The organism is Mesorhizobium sp. M1328 (assembly GCF_040318075.1).
Lineage (GTDB): Bacteria > Pseudomonadota > Alphaproteobacteria > Rhizobiales > Rhizobiaceae > Mesorhizobium.
On record NZ_JAMYLO010000001.1, the window covers coordinates 1 to 18,070 of the forward strand.

Annotated in this window: 16 protein-coding genes; 7 read left to right on the plus strand and 9 right to left on the minus strand. The window is 63.6% G+C overall.

Features of this window, described 5'->3' with window-relative positions; all coding sequences use genetic code 11:
- Together NKH23_RS00005 and NKH23_RS00010 are read left to right on the plus strand one after the other, a co-directional pair.
- On the plus strand, positions 1–373 hold a 373-nt coding region (locus NKH23_RS00005; protein ID WP_353015899.1), incomplete at its 5' end, for an ABC transporter permease subunit.
- A 126-nt stretch (positions 374–499) separates the two neighbouring features.
- Positions 500–1,501 carry an Ldh family oxidoreductase gene (locus NKH23_RS00010; RefSeq protein WP_352915238.1) on the plus strand — a complete coding sequence of 334 codons (1,002 nt, stop codon included), beginning with the start codon at positions 500–502 and terminating at the stop codon, positions 1,499–1,501.
- 57 nt (positions 1,502–1,558) lie between these two features.
- On the opposite strand, the gene NKH23_RS00015 is transcribed toward NKH23_RS00010, so the two are convergent.
- Positions 1,559–1,969, minus strand: coding sequence for a hypothetical protein (locus NKH23_RS00015; RefSeq protein WP_352915236.1), 411 nt, complete (start codon positions 1,967–1,969; stop codon positions 1,559–1,561).
- A gap of 105 nt (positions 1,970–2,074) precedes the next feature.
- Here NKH23_RS00015 and NKH23_RS00020 point away from each other — a divergent pair, with 105 nt between their 5' ends.
- Entirely contained in the window at positions 2,075–3,049 is a 975-nt protein-coding gene (locus tag NKH23_RS00020) for a complex I NDUFA9 subunit family protein (protein ID WP_352915233.1), read from the plus strand.
- A 21-nt stretch (positions 3,050–3,070) separates the two neighbouring features.
- Here the strand turns inward: NKH23_RS00020 and NKH23_RS00025 are convergent, their stop codons facing one another.
- Entirely contained in the window at positions 3,071–4,444 is a 1,374-nt protein-coding gene (locus NKH23_RS00025) for a cytochrome P450 (RefSeq protein ID WP_352915231.1), read from the minus strand.
- Between the two features lie 184 nt (positions 4,445–4,628).
- On the opposite strand from NKH23_RS00025, the gene NKH23_RS00030 reads away from it, so the two are divergent.
- The 4 genes from NKH23_RS00030 to NKH23_RS00045 all read left to right on the plus strand — a co-directional run bounded on the left by NKH23_RS00030 (position 4,629) and on the right by NKH23_RS00045 (position 11,704).
- Complete coding sequence (locus NKH23_RS00030; protein ID WP_352915229.1) at positions 4,629–5,198, plus strand: NADPH-dependent FMN reductase; 570 nt, start codon at positions 4,629–4,631, stop codon at positions 5,196–5,198.
- A gap of 58 nt (positions 5,199–5,256) precedes the next feature.
- Positions 5,257–7,923: a caspase family protein gene (locus tag NKH23_RS00035; protein WP_352977081.1), complete on the plus strand. Its 2,667-nt coding sequence runs from the start codon at positions 5,257–5,259 to the stop codon at positions 7,921–7,923.
- A gap of 146 nt (positions 7,924–8,069) precedes the next feature.
- Entirely contained in the window at positions 8,070–10,541 is a 2,472-nt protein-coding gene (gene gyrB, locus NKH23_RS00040; RefSeq protein WP_352915225.1) for a DNA topoisomerase (ATP-hydrolyzing) subunit B, read from the plus strand.
- A gap of 245 nt (positions 10,542–10,786) precedes the next feature.
- Complete coding sequence (locus tag NKH23_RS00045) at positions 10,787–11,704, plus strand: hypothetical protein (protein ID WP_352915223.1); 918 nt, start codon at positions 10,787–10,789, stop codon at positions 11,702–11,704.
- Between the two features lie 109 nt (positions 11,705–11,813).
- Here NKH23_RS00045 and NKH23_RS00050 read toward each other — a convergent pair whose 3' ends face one another.
- The 7 genes from NKH23_RS00050 to NKH23_RS00080 all read right to left on the minus strand — a co-directional run bounded on the left by NKH23_RS00050 (position 11,814) and on the right by NKH23_RS00080 (position 18,041).
- Positions 11,814–13,283: a hypothetical protein gene (locus NKH23_RS00050; RefSeq protein WP_353034119.1), complete on the minus strand. Its 1,470-nt coding sequence runs from the start codon at positions 13,281–13,283 to the stop codon at positions 11,814–11,816.
- Between the two features lie 138 nt (positions 13,284–13,421).
- Positions 13,422–14,819, minus strand: coding sequence for an NAD(P)(+) transhydrogenase (Re/Si-specific) subunit beta (locus NKH23_RS00055; RefSeq protein WP_352915219.1), 1,398 nt, complete (start codon positions 14,817–14,819; stop codon positions 13,422–13,424).
- A 6-nt stretch (positions 14,820–14,825) separates the two neighbouring features.
- Positions 14,826–15,248: an NAD(P) transhydrogenase subunit alpha part 2 gene (locus NKH23_RS00060; protein WP_502908312.1), complete on the minus strand. Its 423-nt coding sequence runs from the start codon at positions 15,246–15,248 to the stop codon at positions 14,826–14,828.
- On the minus strand, positions 15,248–16,522 hold the full coding sequence (locus NKH23_RS00065; RefSeq protein WP_352717338.1) for a Re/Si-specific NAD(P)(+) transhydrogenase subunit alpha: 1,275 nt from the start codon (positions 16,520–16,522) through the stop codon (positions 15,248–15,250). The genes NKH23_RS00060 and NKH23_RS00065 overlap by 1 nt, the downstream gene beginning before the upstream one ends.
- Positions 16,523–16,603: 81 nt before the next feature.
- Positions 16,604–16,828, minus strand: a complete 225-nt coding sequence (locus NKH23_RS00070; RefSeq protein WP_292658309.1) for an aa3-type cytochrome c oxidase subunit IV — start codon at positions 16,826–16,828, stop codon at positions 16,604–16,606.
- 173 nt (positions 16,829–17,001) lie between these two features.
- On the minus strand, positions 17,002–17,151 hold the full coding sequence (locus tag NKH23_RS00075) for a DUF3096 domain-containing protein (protein ID WP_013528205.1): 150 nt from the start codon (positions 17,149–17,151) through the stop codon (positions 17,002–17,004).
- Positions 17,152–17,270: 119 nt separating this feature from the next.
- Positions 17,271–18,041, minus strand: a complete 771-nt coding sequence (locus NKH23_RS00080) for an N-acyl amino acid synthase FeeM domain-containing protein (RefSeq protein WP_502912317.1) — start codon at positions 18,039–18,041, stop codon at positions 17,271–17,273.
- Positions 18,042–18,070 lie beyond the last annotated feature (29 nt).

Consider the following 18,070-nt stretch of genomic DNA (forward strand, 5'->3'; position numbering starts at 1 on the left):
GATCTCGTATGCCGGCTATGAAGGCGAAGTGATGCGTGGCGCCTTCGCCGGGGTGCCGCATGGCCAACTCGAGGCGGCCCGCGCTTTCGGCATGAGCCGTTGGAAGATCTTCAGGCGCATATGGCTTCCGCAGGCCATCCACCGGGCGCTGCCGACGCTGGCGGGCGAAACCGTTCTCCAACTGAAAGCAACACCGCTGGTGGCGACGATAACCATGGTCGACATCTATGCCGTGGCCTCGCGGGTGCGCCAGGATCTCTTCGTCACCTACGAACCCTTGCTGCTTCTGGCGTTGGTCTATATGTCCATCACCGGTGTCCTGGTCTTCGGCTTCCGCCGGCTCGAGGCGCGGATTCCGAACAAGATGGGTTAGGTAAAATGGTGAATGGTGAATGGTGAATGGTGAATAGTCAGTAGTCAGTAGCCCGTAGTGTTACCGGCTAAATCCCACTCACTATTCACCATTCACCCATTCGCTCAGATATCCATGGCAATCACAATGCAACTCAGTCTCGACCAGGCGACAGGGCTGTGCCGGATGGCCGCACTTGGCGCTGGCGCCAACGAAGAGGCGGCGCAGTCGCTGGCTGCCTCGATCGTCGCGGCCGAGGCGGAAGGACTGTCGACCGTCGGGCTGTCGCACTTCATCGATTATCTTGAAGCACTGGAGGCCGGCCGTATCGACGGCAACGCCGATCCGGTGATCACCAGGCCGGCGCTCGCGGTCTATCTCTCCGATGCGCGCGGCGGCTTGGCGCATACCGGTTTCGACCGCACGATCGATGACCTCGCCAAGGCGGCGCGGCTGTTCGGCGTCGCCATCTTTTCGCAGAAGAATGCTTATACGTGCGGCGCGCTCGGCTATTTCACCGGAAGGCTGGCCGTGCAGGGATTGGTGTCGTTCGCCGCCACCAACGGCCCGGCCGTGCTTGCCGGATCGGGCTCGGTCAAACCGGTCTACTGCACCAACCCGATGTCCTTTGCCGCACCCGCTGCGGACGGGGCACCGCTGGTCATCGACCAGTCGTCGAGCGCCACCGCCTTCGTCAACATCCGCAAGGCGGCCGAGGACGGCAAGAAGATCCCCGAAGGCTGGGCACTGGACGCCAGCGGCAACCCGACCACCGACCCGGCAGCCGCCATGAAGGGCGCCATGCTTGCCTTTGGCGGCCAGCGCGGCGCCAACATCGCGCTGATGGTCGAAGTGCTGGCTGCGGGCCTGTCGGGCGCCAACTGGTCGCTCGATGCGCCATGGTTCAGCGGCGGGCCGGACAGTCCGGGGACCGGCCTGTTCGTGCTCGCCGTCGAGCCCAAGCTGCTCGATCCGGACTTCGAGAACCGGATGAAGGACCAACTCGACCGGCTGCTGCGGCGCTATGGCGTGCATGTGCCAGGGCGTGCCCGGGCAGAAGCGGCTGAGAAGGCGGCGGCCCGCGGCATAAGCGCGCCGAAAGCCGTGGTGCAGCGCATTTCCGAGTTCGCCGCCCGCTATTCATCCTGAAGAAAATCGTTTGTCCGATGAGTGGCTGACGACGCCGGCCGATCCGGCAGCGCGAGCCTACTTCCCGCAATGATGATCGTTGATGACGTTCAGCGCATTCGCTTCCGGTCCTACTCTGTTGTAGGAGCAGGGTTCGGCGGCCGTTGTGAACAAGTGGTTGTCATAGTAACGCGGGCCACCGAACAGGATGTCGATGATGTCGCCATTGGCGGGAACGTAACGTTCGGGTTGAGCTTGGTGGTGATGCCGGTTTCCGGCGAACGCCGAAGGGCCAATGCTGCAGCCTGTTGCGAAAGCCAGAGCGAAGATCGCAACGCATTTTGTCGTCATCGGCAATATCCTCCATTCGGAATCAAACCATACATCTAAAATCGCCGACCGAACAAAGGTTCCTGTTCCGAATGGAGTCACCCCAAAGCCGCGCGTCGGCAGGATTTTCTGCCGTTTCGAACGGATCCGGAAAACCATGCTTCAACAATGCCGGGCGACCTATCGTCGCCCTTTGCCTTTGGCGCGAAACCGACTATGAAACGGCTTCAATCAAGCCATCTGGATAGCCCGCCGGAGCCAGCCATGACCGAAATCCTTCAGACCCCAAAGCTCGTCGTCGTTTTCGGCGGCTCCGGCTTTGTCGGTCGTCATGTCGTGCGGGCGCTGGCCAAGCGCGGCTACCGCATCCGGGTCGCCTGCCGCCGGCCCGATCTCGCCGGCCACCTGCAGCCGCTCGGCAATGTCGGGCAGATCCAGCCGGTGCAGGCCAATGTCCGGGTGCGCTGGTCGGTCGACCGCGCCGTGCAAGGCGCCGACCATGTCGTCAATCTGGTGGCAATCCCGTATGAAGCCGGCCGGCAGAAATTCACTGCCGTCCACGAGTTCGGCACGCGCGCTATCGCCGAAGCGGCGCGCGCCGTCGGCGCCGGCCTCACCCATATCTCGGCTCTGGGTGCGGATCTCCACGCGCAATCGGACTATGCGCGTACCAAGGCGCTCGGCGAAAAGGCGGTTCTGGAGACGGTCCAGGACGCCGTGATCTTGCGGCCATCGATCAATTTCGGGCCGGAGGACGGTTTCTTCAACCGCTTTGCCAACATGGCCCGCTTTTCCCCGGTGCTGCCGCTGATCGGCGGCGGGCAGACGAAATTCCAGCCGGTCTACGTCGGCGACGTCGCCGAAGCGGTGGCGCACTCGGTCGACGGCAAGGTCCAGGGCGGCCGGATCTATGAACTCGGTGGGCCGCAGGTGCTTACCTTCAAGGAATGCATGCAAGAGCTGCTTGTCATCATCGAACGCAAGCGGTTTTTGCTGCCCGTGCCATGGTGGCTGGCGAACCTCCAGGCATCAATTCTCGGGCTGCTGCCCAATCCGTTGTTGACCAAGGACCAGGTCCTGCTGTTGCGCCAGCACAATGTGGTGTCGGATGCCGCCGTCAAGGACAACAGGACGCTCGCCGGCCTCGGTATCCAGCCACGGTCGATCGGAACCATCCTGCCAAGCTATCTCTGGCGCTACCGCGCCGCCGGCCAGTTCCAACGCAAGTCCGCCGCATAACACGAACGGACGTGCGGTTGCCTACGACGCGCGCCGGGTGACCTGCATCGGCAGGCCGCCTTGCGGCTGCGTCGTCAGCTTCTGCACCGGCCAGGGGCGAGTTTGTGCGGTGGTATCGAAACGATAGCGCGACAGCATGATCGCCAATGCGATGATTGCCTCCTGCATGGCGAAGCTGGCGCCGATGCAGACGCGGGGGCCGGCGCCGAACGGCAAATACTGGAAACGGTCGATCTTTTCGCGGTTCCCCGGATGAAAGCGTTCCGGCATGAAAGCGTCCGGCCGGTCCCACAATTTCCGATGGCGGTGAACGACCCACGGCATCACCAGCACCGCGGCACGTCGCGGTATGTAGAGGCCGTTCCAGGTTTCGGGCTCGATCGGTTCGCGGTTGATCGACGGCGCCGGCGGATAGAGCCTGAGCGCCTCGTCGAAGGCGGCACGGGTGAGCGGCATGGCGTCGAGCCATTTCGTCGGGTCGGGCTCACGCGCCAACACCGCATCGATCTCGTGCTCGATCTTTTCGCGCTCCCACGGCGCTTCGGCAAGGCAGTAGAGCGTCCAGCCGAGCGCCCTGGCTGTAGTCTCGTGGCCGGCGCCGATGAAGGTGATGATGTTGTCCTCGACCTCGGCCCGGGTCAGCCCGCCCGGTCCTTCCGCCTTCAACAGCAGCGTGAGAAAATCCTGCGGCACCGTGTCCGGAGCGCGCCTCAGCCGCGCCTCGCGCATCTGCACCGTGTCGGTGACGATCTTGCGGAAGTAGGCCATGGTCTTGCGGCCGCGGATGCGGGTCAGGCGCGGCAGCCAGTCGGGCGCACGCAAAAGGTCGAGCGGATCGACCCGGCCCATCGTCTCGAACAGGCGGTCGATCTCCTTGGCGAAGCTGCCGGGTTCGCCCGATATCTCGCCCGAAAACAGTGTCTCGGCCAGGATGTCGAAGGTGAGCAGCGTCATGTCGTGGGCGATATCCGACGTGCCACCTTGCTCGTAACGGGTGACGAATTCGAGCGTGCGTTTCAGCATCGGCTCGGCGAAGCCGAAGATGTGGCGCGGCGTGAACACCGGCGCCATCGCCTTGCGCGAACGCCGCCACACTTCGCCTTCGGCGGTAAGCAGGCCGTCGCGCAGGATCGGCCGCAGGATCTTTTGGCGCACCGTCGCCATCTTGTAGTTCTTGGCGTTGTCGACAAGCACATGGCGGATGAGGCCGGGATCGTTGGCGATGACCAGCGGCCCGCCGACGCCGGTCACCGAAATCCAGGGCTCGTTGTAGGTCGCCTCGCCCCACAATTCGAGCGGATTGCGGTAGACGATGCGGATCATCTCCAACGTCGAGGGCGGCGCGGTGCGCGGCTTCGGCGCTGGCGGGACGAAGGGGACGGGCTGACTGTCCATGACTTGCTCCGCTGACACCTCAATGTAGTGGCGTGCAAGGCAGGCGTCCATGTGACCGGACGACAAGGCGAAGCATCCGCTCTCTGGAATGTGACCGGGGCACCGGAAAGTGCCTGCTTGCTGTGTCCGGCTGCGTGTCTTAGGTGGCAGCACCACAGATGCCACTAACCGGCGGGAGCCTGCCATGAAGCACCAGTTGAACGTCATCATCGGCAGCACGCGGCCGGGTCGCGCCGGACCCGTTTTCGCAAACTGGCTGGAAAGTTTTGCGCGCGAACACGGCAAATTCGAGCCGTTGCTCACCGATATCGCCGCCTTCAACCTGCCAGTGCTGGACGAACCGCATCATCCGAGACTCGGCAAATACGAAAACAGCCACACGAAAGCCTGGTCGAAAGCAATCGACGCCGCCGACGCATTCGTCTTCGTAGCGCCGGAATACAATTATTTCGCCGCCCCCGCGATCGTCAACGCGGTCGACTACCTGCTCAGGGAATGGCGATACAAGCCGGCCGCCATCCTCAGCTACGGCGGTGTCTCCGGCGGCTTACGAGCGGCGCAGGCGGTCAAACCGTTGCTGACCGCCGTCGGCGTCATGCCGATTCCGGAAGGCGTGGCGCTGCCGATGTACCAGAAGCTGCTCGATGAGACCGGCGCCTTCCTGCCCAGCGAGCAGGTGCTCGGCGGGGCCAGGACCATGCTGGACGAGCTGTTCCGCTGGAGCGAAGCGCTGAGGCCGATGCGGGTCGGCTGACAACGCGAACGGCCGAACTTGCCGATGCCATAACTTGCTCATGCCATAAAGAGATGGAATGCTCCGGCAAATGACCGGGCCGGGGCGGTTCGATTTGCGTTTTCTGTTTGCCTTGCTGCTGATCCTCTCGACGGCCTCCGCTGCCATGGCGGAGCGGCGCGTTGCGCTGGTCATCGCCGAGAACGACTACCGGCTGATCCGGCCGCTCGCCAATCCCGTCAATGACGGCGAGGTCATGGAAACGGCGCTGAGGAAGCTCGGTTTCGAGGTCTTCCTCGAAACCAACCGCGACCTGCGGCGCATGCGCCGGGCGCTCGATGATTTCCGCGAGGATGCCAAAGGCGCCGACGTGGCACTGGTGTTCTTCTCCGGCCACGGCGTCGAGATCGCCGGCGAGAATCGGCTCCTGCCGGTCGATGCAGACGCGTCGTCGCTCGCTACGCTGGAAAGGACCAGCCTGCCGCTGGAGGTGATCCGCGCGGCCGTCGCCGCCACCAGCAAGGTCGGGCTGATCGTGCTCGATGCCTGCCGCAGCGATCCGTTTGCGGCTACGGGCGGCGAAGGTCGCGGCGCAACGGCGCTGGTAAAAGAGGTCAGCGACAAGGTCCGGCCGGGTCTTGGCCGCATCGGGCGGGCAGAAAACATCCTGTTTGCCTTCTCGGCGGCGCCCGGCGAGACCGCAGCGGATGGGACCGGCCAGAATTCGCCGTTCACCGCGGCGCTGACGAAATATCTCGGCACCGAAGGTCTCGAGATCCGCTCGGTGCTGACGCTCGTGCAACAGGAGGTCTACGATCTCTCGCGCGGAAAGCAATTGCCCTATGTCGAGAGCGGCCTGCCGCAGCTGTTCTTTGCCGCCTCGGCCAAGGAGAAACTGCCGGAACGCGAACGCCTGTTGCTGGCCATGGCCGAGGTGACGCCCGAGATGCGCGGCGAAGTGGAGAAGATCGCCAGCGACGCCGACATGCCGCTGGCACCGCTCTATGGCGCGTTGATCAGTTCCGATTCCGGCCACCTCTCCGCGGACAGTCTGAACGCCAGGCTGCGTGAGGCAGCCGACGCCTTCGTCAAGGTGCGGAGCGAAATGCAGACGCTTGGATCCGACGATCTCAGAGTGTCGGCTTTGCGCCGGCAGGCCGAAGAGCAGCTTTCGCTGGGAGCGTTCGATGCGGCGCGCAAAAAGCTCGCCGAGGCAGCCGAGATCGACAATGTCTCGCGCAACGCGCTGAAGGCCAATTTCGTCAGCCGCACGCTCTCCGAAGCCGCGACGCGCTATTTGTCCGGCGGGGCGGCGCGCGCCGACCTCGACTACCCCACAGCCATCAAGGATTATGAATCCGTGCTCGCGCTTTATGGCGAAGCCGGGCAGGTGGTGCTGTCGCTCGACGACGCTGACCGCTTGATCCGCACGCTGGACGAGCTCGGCAAGCTCTATACCACGGTCGGCAATATCGATGCGGCCGGCCACGCCTTCGAGGCGCTGCAAGCCGATCTCGAGCGGCGGTCGCATCATGAAACCGATCCCAACGTGAAGCGCGACTTCGCCGTCAGCCACGTCAAGCTCGGCAACGTGCGGATGGCGCAAGGCAATCTGCCGACAGCTCTGCAAAACTATGAGACGGCCAAGACCATTCTGCAGGGCCTGACCGAGGCAGAACCGGACAATCTGGAGTGGTTCGGCGACCTCGCGATGACCGACGACAAGATCGGCAACGTATTGGCGACGCAAGGCGATCTGGCCGGCGCCGCAGAGGTCTACCAGGAAAGCCTGTCGATCAAGAAACAGCTCGCCGCCGGAGAGCCCGACCGTGCCGAACTGCAGCGCGACCTGACCATCACCTACGACGAGATCGGTCACCTTGCCCATGTCGCAGGCCAACTGGACAACGCACAGGCGGCCTATGAAGAGAGCCTGAAGGTGCGGCTGGCGCTGGCGGCGGACAAACCGGGAGACGCCGACCGGCAGCGTGACGTCTCGGTCAGCCACGATACGATAGGCGACCTGCTGCGCGAACGCGGTGACGCCGCCGGGGCGCTGGCGGCCTACAAGGAAGGTCTGGCGATCGTCAAGCAACTGGCGAAACGCGATCCGGACGACACCGAGCTGAAACGCGACCTGTCGGTCGGCAACGCCAAGATCGGCAACGCGCTGAGCGACCAGGAGAATTGGCCGGCGGCACTTTCGGCTTATCGTGAGGCACTCTCACAAGCCAGCGCGCTCGCCGCCGGCGACCCGAGCAACACCGATTGGCAACGCGACCTGTCCGTTTGCCTCGAGAAGGTCGCCGGCGTCCTGGCGATACAGGGCGACCACAAAGGCGCGCTGAAAGCCTATCTTGACAGTTACGCGATTGCGCAGCGGCTGGCCAAGCTCGATCCCGCCAATTCCGACTGGCAGCGGGACTTATCGATAACGCTGTCCGAAGTCGCCACGCTGCGCCTAAGGCAGCGCGACGTCAGGGGAGCCCGGCAAGCCCTTCAGGACAGCCTGGCCATTCGCGAGAAACTTGCCCGGTCCGATCCGGACAACGCCACCCGGCAACGCGACCTTGTGGTCGCCTATATCGACTACGCGCAAGTCGCAAAGGACCCGAAGGCCGTGCTTTCCAAGGCGCTCGACATGACGCTCGAGCTCGACCGGACCGGTCGGCTGGCGCCGCGATACAAGTTCATGGTCAAGTTCCTGCGGGAGCGGCTGGCCAGGATCGAAGCCAGGCGCCGGTAGCCGGCCGACGCGACGGTCATTCCGTTCGGAAATGCCTGCAAACCTTGGAAAAACCGCCTTTTGCGCCTATATCTATGACATTAGGAATGCGCGATTCGAAGCCGATTTTTCGCGCTCTGCACACGGCATCAATCAGACAGGTTTTCATGAGCGAACAGACCGACATCGCCAACGGCGTTGAAGCCGAATACGGCGCCGATTCCATCAAGGTTTTGAAGGGCTTGGATGCCGTTCGCAAGCGGCCGGGCATGTATATCGGAGACACCGACGACGGCTCGGGCCTGCACCACATGGTCTATGAGGTGGTCGACAACGCCATCGACGAAGCACTGGCCGGCCATGCCGACCTGGTGACGGTGACGCTCAATCCGGACGGCTCGGTGACGGTCATCGACAATGGCCGCGGCATTCCGACCGATATCCACACCGGCGAAGGCATTTCGGCGGCCGAAGTGATCATGACGCAGCTGCATGCCGGCGGCAAGTTCGATCAGAACTCCTACAAGGTGTCGGGCGGCCTGCACGGCGTTGGCGTGTCGGTCGTCAACGCGCTGTCGGCCTGGCTGAAACTGAAAATCCGCCGCAACGGCCAGATCTACGAGATGAGCTTCACGCATGGCGATGCGGACGCGCCGCTGCGGGTCACCGGCACCTACGAACAACACAAGGTCTCCGGCACCTATGAAGGGCGCAGCGGGAGCGAAATCACGTTTTTGCCGTCGTCCGAAACCTTCACCATGGTCGAGTTCGACTACGGCACGCTGGAGCACCGGCTGCGCGAGCTCGCCTTTCTGAACTCCGGCGTGCGCATCGTTTTGACCGATGCCCGCCATGCCGACATCGTGCGCCATGAACTGCACTATGATGGCGGGCTGGAAGAGTTCGCCAGATATCTCGACCGGACGAAGAAGCCGCTGCTCGACAAGCCGATCGCGATCCGCGCCGAGCGCGATGGGATCACCGTCGAAGTCGCTATGTGGTGGAACGACAGTTACCACGAGAACGTGCTGGCCTTCACCAACAACATCCCGCAACGTGACGGCGGCACGCATCTGGCCGGCTTCCGCGGTGCGCTGACGCGGCAGATAACCGGCTATGGCGATTCCTCAGGCCTGACCAAGAAGGAAAAGGTGGCGCTGATCGGCGACGATTGCCGCGAAGGGCTGACGGCAGTGCTATCGGTCAAGGTTCCCGACCCGAAATTCTCCTCGCAGACCAAGGACAAGCTGGTGTCGTCCGAGGTTCGCCCGGTGGTCGAAGGGCTCGTCAACGAAGCGCTCGGCACCTGGCTCGAGGAGCACCCGACCGAGGGCAAGGCGGTCATCGAGAAGGTTATCCAGGCCGCTGCCGCGCGCGAAGCCGCGCGCAAGGCACGCGACATCACCCGCAAGAGTTCGCTCGGCGTCACCTCGCTGCCCGGCAAACTGGCCGATTGCCAGGAGCGCGATCCGGCGAAATCCGAAATCTTCATCGTCGAGGGTGACAGCGCCGGCGGCTCGGCCAAGGGCGGCCGTTCGCGCCAGAACCAGGCCATTCTTCCGCTGCGCGGCAAGATCCTTAATGTCGAGCGCGCCCGCTTCGACCGCATGCTCGGCTCCGACATGATCGGCACGCTGATCACCGCGCTCGGCACCTCGATCGGCAAGGACGAGTTCAATGCCGACAAGCTGCGCTACCACAAGATCATCCTGATGACCGACGCCGACGTCGACGGCGCCCACATCCGCACCTTGCTGCTGACCTTCTTCTTTCGGCAGATGCCGGAACTGATCGAACGCGGTCATCTCTACATCGCGCAGCCGCCGCTCTATAAGGTGACGCGAGGGAAGAGCTCGCAATATATCAAGGACGAAGCCGCCTTCGAGGAATTCCTGATCGGCTCGGGGCTGGAAGAGGCGTCGCTTGCGCTCAGCACGGGCGAGGTGCGGGCCGGGCAGGACCTGCGCAGCGCCATCGACGACGCCCTAGCTGTCCGCCAGCTCATCAACGGATTGCACACGCGCTATAACAGAGGCGTGGTCGAGCAGGCAGCGATTGCCGGCGCGCTCAACCCGGAGATCTTCACCGATCTCGGCCGCGCCAACGAGATGGCCGAGCGTGTTGCCCGCCGTCTCGACATTATCGCCGAGGATACCGAGCGTGGCTGGACAGGCCGCATGTCGACCTCGAACGAGGGCATCGGCGGCTACGTCTTCGAGCGTACGGTGCGCAGCGTCAAGGAATTCGCGCATCTCGATCTGGCGCTGATCAATTCCGCCGACTCACGCCAGCTCGACCGCTATGCGCCGCGCCTAGCAGAAATCTACGGCGAGCCGCCAGTGCTGCGCCGCAAGGACGTCTCCGAAACCATTTCGGGGCCGCTCGCACTGCTCAACGCCGTTTTTGCCACCGGCCGCAAGGGCCTGACCATGCAGCGCTACAAGGGCCTTGGTGAGATGAACGCCGAGCAGCTCTGGGAAACGACGCTCGACCCGAATGTGCGCTCGCTCTTACAGGTAAGGGTCAATGACGCAACGGACGCGGACTCCCTGTTTTCGCGGCTGATGGGCGACGAGGTCGAGCCAAGGCGCGAATTCATCCAGGAAAATGCGCTGTCGGTCGCCAATCTGGACATCTGAGCCGCGATCCAGATACCCAGCCGCCAGGCATGAAGTGCATTGGTGCGCCTCGGCGCACCAATGCCGACTGCTGCAAGCAACAAAGATCACCAGGACCGCCGGAACGGAAAGGCTTTCAAGGCATTGTAGTCGATCACAATCGCCGCAGGAGGCATCCATGGGACGTGGCATTTTGCTCTGGCTTCTCGGAGTCCCAATTCCGATCATTATTCTGATCATGCTGTTCGCACGGTAGGGAGGCTTCGATGCAGTCCACCGTAACAGCTGTCGACGTTTCCGCACCGGCGGAATCCGCTTCCCCCGCCGTCAGCTGGGGACCAATCGTCGCCGGCGCCTTTGCTGCGTCGACGCTTACCTTCACTTTGATGCTGCTCGGCTCCGGGCTTGGGCTGAGCATGGTGTCGCCATGGTCCGGCTCGGGTGCGTCAGTCACCACTTTCGCCGTTTCCACCGCCGTCTGGCTGATCGTCGTGCAGTGGCTGTCGTCGGCCCTGGGCGGCTACCTCGCCGGACGCCTGCGCACCAAATGGGTCGGCATCCACACCGATGAAGTCTTCTTCCGCGATACCGCTCACGGCTTCCTGGCCTGGGCGCTGGCGACGCTGCTCGTCGCCGGCGTGCTCGGCACGGCGCTTTCGGCCGCGATAGGTACCGGTGTCCAGGCCGCTTCGACTGTGGCATCCGGCGCGGCACTGGGTGCTTCGGCAGGTGCTGCTGCAAACGCGGGTAGCGCCTCGACTGACAACGCCACATCGTATTTCGTCGATACGCTGTTCCGCCCGGCCGATCCGGCAAGGCTCGCTGCCGCCAATCCGGAGAGCGACGCCGCGGCAACCGCGCAGGCATCGCGCATTCTGATCGCGAGTGGCGCAGCAGGCGAAATATCGGCCGACGACAAGACCTATCTGTCGCGGCTAGTAGCCGCCCGCACAGGCCTGTCCGAAGCGGATGCCACCGCTCGCGTCGATGCGGTAATCGCCAAAGCGCAGGACGCCAAGGTCAAGGCCCAGCAGGCGGCAGACACCGCCAGAAAGGCAGGCGCCACCTTCTCGCTGATTGGCGCGCTTTCGCTGGTCGTCGGGGCCTTCATTGCCAGCGCGGCTGCAGCACTTGGCGGCAGGCAGCGCGACGACGAGGAAGCGATTTTCCTGACCAATCGTTGATCGGTGACTAAGCGAACTCGGTCCGCGTCGGGAAGATTACCCTCGAAGGGGACCTTGCTTTGAACTGCCGGCGCAGCATTGTCGTGCGCTGCTCGCCGCCGACGAAAGCTCAGTCCCCCAGCTTGCGGCCGAGATCGACCGCATCGCGCAGCACGGCTAGGTGCGAGCGTGGCTGTGCGCCGGCCGGCGCGTTGATCTCGACACCGCTCGCCACCAGCGACCAATAGAGCCTGTGCGTGAAGACGCGGCCGCGCGAGCCGCGCAGCTCGACCTGAACGCTTTCCACGCCGGGACCGAAGTTCTCCGTCATCCGCCCTGAAATCGGGTCGCCGGTCAGCCAGCCATTGCCCCTGTCGAAAATATTGGTCCAGCGCGTCGCGGCAAACACCGCGCCATGATGCACGGCCCGCTGCGGCTTGCCGGAATGGCTGCGCCCTTCCTGGTAGAGCATGGTCCCGCCCGCCGCCCTGTCGGCGATCGGCGGGCATGCCGAAAACAGGCGCTCGGCGATGCCGCGCCTGAATTCGGCGAGGTTGTAGGTCATCAGAAACTCGCTGTGGGTCAGCGGACTGCCGAGCGTGACGAAATCGCTGATCTTCCACGGCAGCGGATGATCGACGTCGCCGACGCGAAGCTGCCGGTAGAGCTCCCATTGGTTGCGCCGGAATACGGGGAGGTCGTCGAGGCTGTCGGGCCAAGCGGAGGCATCGGCGGCCAGCGTCGCCTTATCCACGGCGTGGATCGCCTTCAGCCGCGCTCTGTCGCGAATGGCTTCCAGCTTTCGAGGCCTGAAATCGGCCCACAATATCTGCAGCAGATCATAGGCGATGATCGACCCCAGGCTGTGCGAGACCAGCACGACGCGGTCATAGGCGTCGTCGATCATGAGGCGCTTCAGCAGCTTGAGGCCACGCTCGCGGACCAGCGCCCGCTTCTCGACCGTTGCCGCTTCGGCCCGGACATAGGCGGCGACATCGCCGAAATAAGGCAAGCCAAACTGGTCCACCGACCAGATGACGAACGACGCCAGAACCGTGACAAGCACGCCGGTCGTCCAGGAGATGTAGCCTTGCCAGGTCGACGTTGCGAGCGCCAGCGCCGCGCCGAGGACGACGATGGTGGCCAAAAGCGTGACGACATAGAGTTTGCGCACATCGTGCGGAATATCGGCGGGCTTGCGCCAGAGCAGGGTCGTCACCCAGGCCGCAAGGCGGCTCCGGGTCGTGCCCTGGGTGATGTCGGCCCAGTAAAGCTCGTAGAAATCGGTGCGGCGGCCATCGACATCATAGGGCGTGGTGATCCGGCGAAGCTCGTGCGAATTGGTCCGGCTGTCGGGCGTGATCCAGCTCTGGTTGATTTTCGCACCCATCGGGTCGGCCGGATCGGCGACATGGGCATAGAACGGAGCACGGGCCGGATCGTGGCTCCATACGGCCTGGACAAATCCCCTCAACGTGTCCATGGGCCGCTGTTCGCCCATTCCGTGCACGACCACCACCGCCTGGCTGCGCTTGCGTGGCGCCTTCTCTGCTGCGGTCAGATCGGCGGCCGGCGATGCAGCAGGACCAGGGTCGGGCACCAGCACCTCCACGATGACGCCGTTAGCAACACGACGGGGTCGGCATCGTAGCTTCAGAACCGGTAACAGCCAAGAAAAAGCCCGGCGCGGAGCCGGGCTGTATTCGACGACCGGCAGTGAGTTGGCAACGACGCCTTTTCAGTGATCCATGGCCTTGACGATCTCCTCGGTCATCTTCTTGGCGTCGCCGAGCAGCATCATGGTGCCGTCCTTGTAGAACAGCGTGTTGTCGATGCCGGCATAGCCGGAGCCGAGCGAGCGCTTGACGAACAGGCAGGTGCGCGCCTTGTCGACATCGAGGATCGGCATGCCGTAGATAGGTGAGGACTTGTCGTCACGAGCCGAGGGATTGGTGACGTCATTGGCCCCGATGACATAGGCGACGTCGGCCTGCGCGAACTCAGAGTTGATGTCCTCCAGCTCGAACACTTCGTCATAAGGCACGTTGGCTTCGGCCAAGAGCACGTTCATGTGGCCGGGCATACGGCCGGCGACGGGGTGGATGGCGTATTTGACGTCGACGCCGTTGGCCTTGAGCTTGTCGGCCATCTCGCGCAGCGCGTGCTGTGCCTGGGCGACGGCCATGCCGTAGCCCGGCACGATGATGACCTTTTGCGCATTCATCATCAGATAGGCGGCATCCTCGGCTGAGCCCTGCTTTACCGTGCGCTCGATGCCGTCGTCGGCAGCGGCTGATGTCTCGCCGCCGAAGCCGCCGAGGATGACCGAGATGAACGACCGGTTCATGCCCTTGCACATGATGTAGGACAGGATGGCACCCGACGAGCCGACCAGTGCGCCGGTGATGATCAGCGCCAGATTGCCGAGCGTGAAACCGAGTGCGGCGGCGGCCCAGCCCGAATAGGAATTCAGCATCGACACGACGACCGGCATGTCGGCGCCGCCGATCGGGATGATGAGAAGGACGCCCAGCACCAGCGAGGCGGCAACGATCAGCCAGAAGACCAGCTTGGATTCAGTGGTGACGAGCAGCACGATCAGCACGATCAGCGCAATGCCCAGGGCTGCGTTGATGAAGTGACGGCCGCCGATCATGATCGGCTTGCCCGACATGCGGCCGTCGAGCTTCAAGAAGGCGATGACCGAGCCGGTGAAGGTGATGGCGCCGATGGCGACGCCAAGGCTCATCTCGATCAGCGCCTGGGCGTGGATATCGGCGACGGTGCCGATGCCGAAGCTTTCCGGCGCATAGATGGCGGCGGCCGCCACCATGACCGCGGCAAGACCAACCAGCGAGTGGAAGGCGGCGACCAGCTGCGGCATCGAGGTCATGGCAATGCGCCGTGCCGTGACCGCACCGACCGAGCCGCCGATCAGCAGCCCAACCACGATCAGCGCGAAGCGCCCGGCCGAAGGGGTCGCGAGCGCCAGCGTCGTGGCGATGGCAATGCCCATGCCGATCATGCCGTACATGTTGCCCTGGCGGCTGGTGGTCGGATGCGACAGGCCGCGCAATGCCAGGATGAACAGGATGCCGGAGACCAAATAGAGGAAGGAGGCGAAGTTGGCGTTCATAGCGGCCTACTTTTCCTTCTTCTTGTACATAGCCAGCATGCGCTGGGTGACGAGGAAGCCGCCGAAGATGTTGACCGATACCAGCATCAGCGCAACAAAGCCGAAACCGGTGGCAAGCCCTGAGGCCGAGATGCCGACGGCCAGCAACGCGCCGACGACGATGACGGAGGAAATGGCGTTGGTGACCGCCATCAGCGGCGTGTGCAGCGCCGGCGTCACCGACCAGACGACGTAGTAGCCGACGAAGATCGCCAGCACGAAGATGGCGAAGCGGAAGACGAAGGGATCGATGGCGCCACCAGACAGCGCGTGCGCGGCGTCGCCGGCCGCCTCAGTGCCGGGAGCGACGGCAAGGTTCTGCACGGCGAGCCGCACGGCAGCTGTGGCCTGGTCGAGCTGGTCGAGGGCTTTCTGCAGGGTCTGATCCATCACGCGATCCCTCCGGTGGTCTTGGGCTTCCTCGAAGCGGCCGGCCTCTTCGCAGCCGGCTTCGCCGAAGCCTCGGCAACCATCGTCTTGGCCGGAATGGCCGGCGGTTCGACATGTTGGCCCTTTGGCGGCTCCTGCTCAGCCCTGACGAAGGCGGGATGCACGACCTTGCGGCCATCGGTCAGCATCGTCGCCTTGACCAGTTCGTCGTCGTGGTTGATGGCAAGCGTCTTCGCCGCCTTGTCGACCAGCGTCTCGAGGAAGGCATAGAGGTTCCGGGCATAGAGAAGCGAAGCGGAGGCGGCGACGCGACCGGGAACGTTGAGATGGCCGACGATCTTTACCCCGTTGGCCGTGGTCACCACCTTGCCGGCTTCGGCGCCCTCGACATTGCCGCCGCGCTCGACCGCAAGGTCGACGATCACCGAGCCCGGCTTCATCGAGGCGACCATCGCCGCCGAAACCAGCTTCGGCGCCGGACGGCCGGGGATCAGCGCCGTGGTGATGACGATATCCTGCTTGGCGATGTGCTCGGCGGTCAACGCCGCCTGCTTGGCCTGGTACTCCTTCGACATTTCCTTGGCGTAGCCGCCGGCCGTCTCGGCCGCCTTGAACTCCTCGTCCTCGACGGCCAGGAATTTTGCGCCGAGCGAGGCGACCTGCTCCTTCGCGGCGGGACGTACGTCGGTGGCGGTGACCACGGCGCCGAGGCGGCGCGCGGTGGCGATGGCCTGCAGACCGGCGACCCCGACGCCCATGACGAACGCCTTCGCAGCCGGTACGGTGCCCGCCGCCGTCATCATCATCGGCAACGCCCGGTCATATTCGGCAGCCGCATCGATCACCGCCTGATAGCCGGCGAGGTTGGCCTGGCTGGATAGAACGTCCATCGACTGGGCGCGGGTGATGCGCGGCATGAACTCCATGGAGAAGGCAGTAACACCGGCCCTGGCAAGGGCTGCGACGGCAGCATCGTTGCCGTAGGGATCCATGATCGCGATGACAGCGGCGCCGGACTTGTAGCCCTTCAGCTCGGCGTCCGTGGGGCGGCGCACCTTCAGCACCACATCAGCCCTGGCTGCATCGCCGGCCTTGCCGATCGTGGCACCGACCCTGGCGAACTCCTCGTCGGGAATGCGCGACGCCGTGCCGGCGCCGGTTTCGACAATCACGTCGAAACCCAGTGCCGCCAGCCGCTTCACCGTGTCGGGCGAGGCCGCGACACGCGGCTCGTTCGCGTCGAGCTCACGAGGGATGAAAACCGTCTGTCCCACCGCATGATCCTTTCGGCCGGAACCCGCTACCGCAAGACGCCGACCGACCCCGGGCGGTGCCTTCGACAAAGGTTGGAGGAGTTATCGGAGAATAAAGGCGCCGACGGCCAGGATCAGAACGAACAGTATAGTTCCTGAGAAGAAGCCTCCCGCAAAAAAGCCGAAAGCCATTGCCAGAAGCACAGCGAGGCAAAAGAGCGATCCGTATTTCGCGAGCCTGAGGAAGCCTGCATAGGTCCGATCATGCTCGGCATAGTCCATCTTCGCGCCCAGTTCGACAGGACCGGTCGGCGTGTGTTCAGCCATAGGAATACCCCTTCGAAGACATCTTTCAGGCACATAGCGAAAAGCCGCGTTAAGGGCAATGGCGCTAATGCCGCATCGCCGCAGCCAACAATCTCAAGCAAAACTTGAAATCGCTGCGCGGAGCGCGGCGATACCAATCCCAATGGATGGCAGGTCCGCCATTGCCGATGTCGTTAGCCGGCGAGATGCGGGAACAGCCCGAGCAGGCCGACAACGATCAGATAAAGGGCGACGATATAATTGAGCAGCCGCGGCATCACCAGGATCAGCACGCCTGCAATCAGCGAGATAAGCGGGGTAAGGGCGAGCGTGGAAATGGTCATATCGGTTCCTTTGATCGGATCGCAGTCGAAGCGATGCGTGGCGGATGTCGGCCATGCCAACCTACCACCAGCACCCTTGCCCAGAACGCCGAAGCGACCGGAAGGCTCCATGAGCTCGTTCAGGCGGCTTCGCGAAAATACTTGGCGGTGGGCAGGATGGTCAGCGGGGCGAGTTCGCCGGCACCGGGCGTATCGAACAACATGCGCTGCTCCATCGGCGTCGAGCGGAAGAACGGAAAGCGGGCGTAGGTTTCGTTCTTGATCGCCAGGACATCGGCTTGATAAAGCAGCGCGAAACAGTTGATCACGCCGGCATAGGGCCGCGCATCGCCGATCGGTCGCGCCCGATAGATGCGCTTGTAGAAAGCCGCATGGTCCTCGCGGATCATGGATATGCAATAAGGGGCGCCGAAATGGAAGCAAGCCATGCCGGCAAGGCGCAGCGTCACATAAGGGATCTGCGGGTAAAGCCGTGACCATTCGGCGTCCACGGCAAAACGGCTCGGGTCGATAAAGACTTCGCCGGCCGCCAGACGCGGCATCAACAAGTCCTCGTAGACGCTGAGCGCTGGTGATGTCGCGTTATCAGCAGACACGTTATGCAGGCGCATTGTGCTGACCAGCCGCCCATCGATGTAGATTCCGAACGTATGGCAATTGGGCAGTTCGTCAAACTCGTCATGGACCTGACGGGACGCATTCTCGGGCACCAGATCGTTCATCCGATAGGAATTGTAGCGCAGCCTGTAAATGCTTTCGAAGTCCTCGCCGCTTTCACAGCGTCGGTACTCCGTCCGGTCAAGCAGCGCATAAACATGTTGCGCGAAGCTGGACATGGTCTCGGACGCATCTTTCCCACCAGCGCCCGCCGCATGGCCGAGCGAACTCAACTGGGCACACATGAACTCTATTCCCCGCG

What these genes read in the sequence shown, in the direction of transcription:
- NKH23_RS00070 (WP_292658309.1), bottom strand. Translation starts at nt 16,828, where the DNA reads ATGGCTGAACACACGCCGACCGGTCCTGTCGAACTGGGCGCGAAGATG.
- NKH23_RS00045 (WP_352915223.1), top strand. Translation starts at nt 10,787, where the DNA reads ATGCAGTCCACCGTAACAGCTGTCGACGTTTCCGCACCGGCGGAATCC.
- NKH23_RS00075 (WP_013528205.1), bottom strand. Translation starts at nt 17,151, where the DNA reads ATGACCATTTCCACGCTCGCCCTTACCCCGCTTATCTCGCTGATTGCA.
- NKH23_RS00025 (WP_352915231.1), bottom strand. Translation starts at nt 4,444, where the DNA reads ATGGACAGTCAGCCCGTCCCCTTCGTCCCGCCAGCGCCGAAGCCGCGC.
- NKH23_RS00055 (WP_352915219.1), bottom strand. Translation starts at nt 14,819, where the DNA reads ATGAACGCCAACTTCGCCTCCTTCCTCTATTTGGTCTCCGGCATCCTG.
- gyrB (WP_352915225.1), top strand. Translation starts at nt 8,070, where the DNA reads ATGAGCGAACAGACCGACATCGCCAACGGCGTTGAAGCCGAATACGGC.
- NKH23_RS00010 (WP_352915238.1), top strand. Translation starts at nt 500, where the DNA reads ATGCAACTCAGTCTCGACCAGGCGACAGGGCTGTGCCGGATGGCCGCA.
- NKH23_RS00060 (WP_502908312.1), bottom strand. Translation starts at nt 15,248, where the DNA reads ATGGATCAGACCCTGCAGAAAGCCCTCGACCAGCTCGACCAGGCCACA.
- NKH23_RS00020 (WP_352915233.1), top strand. Translation starts at nt 2,075, where the DNA reads ATGACCGAAATCCTTCAGACCCCAAAGCTCGTCGTCGTTTTCGGCGGC.
- NKH23_RS00015 (WP_352915236.1), bottom strand. Translation starts at nt 1,969, where the DNA reads ATGGTTTTCCGGATCCGTTCGAAACGGCAGAAAATCCTGCCGACGCGC.
- NKH23_RS00030 (WP_352915229.1), top strand. Translation starts at nt 4,629, where the DNA reads ATGAAGCACCAGTTGAACGTCATCATCGGCAGCACGCGGCCGGGTCGC.
- NKH23_RS00035 (WP_352977081.1), top strand. Translation starts at nt 5,257, where the DNA reads ATGCTCCGGCAAATGACCGGGCCGGGGCGGTTCGATTTGCGTTTTCTG.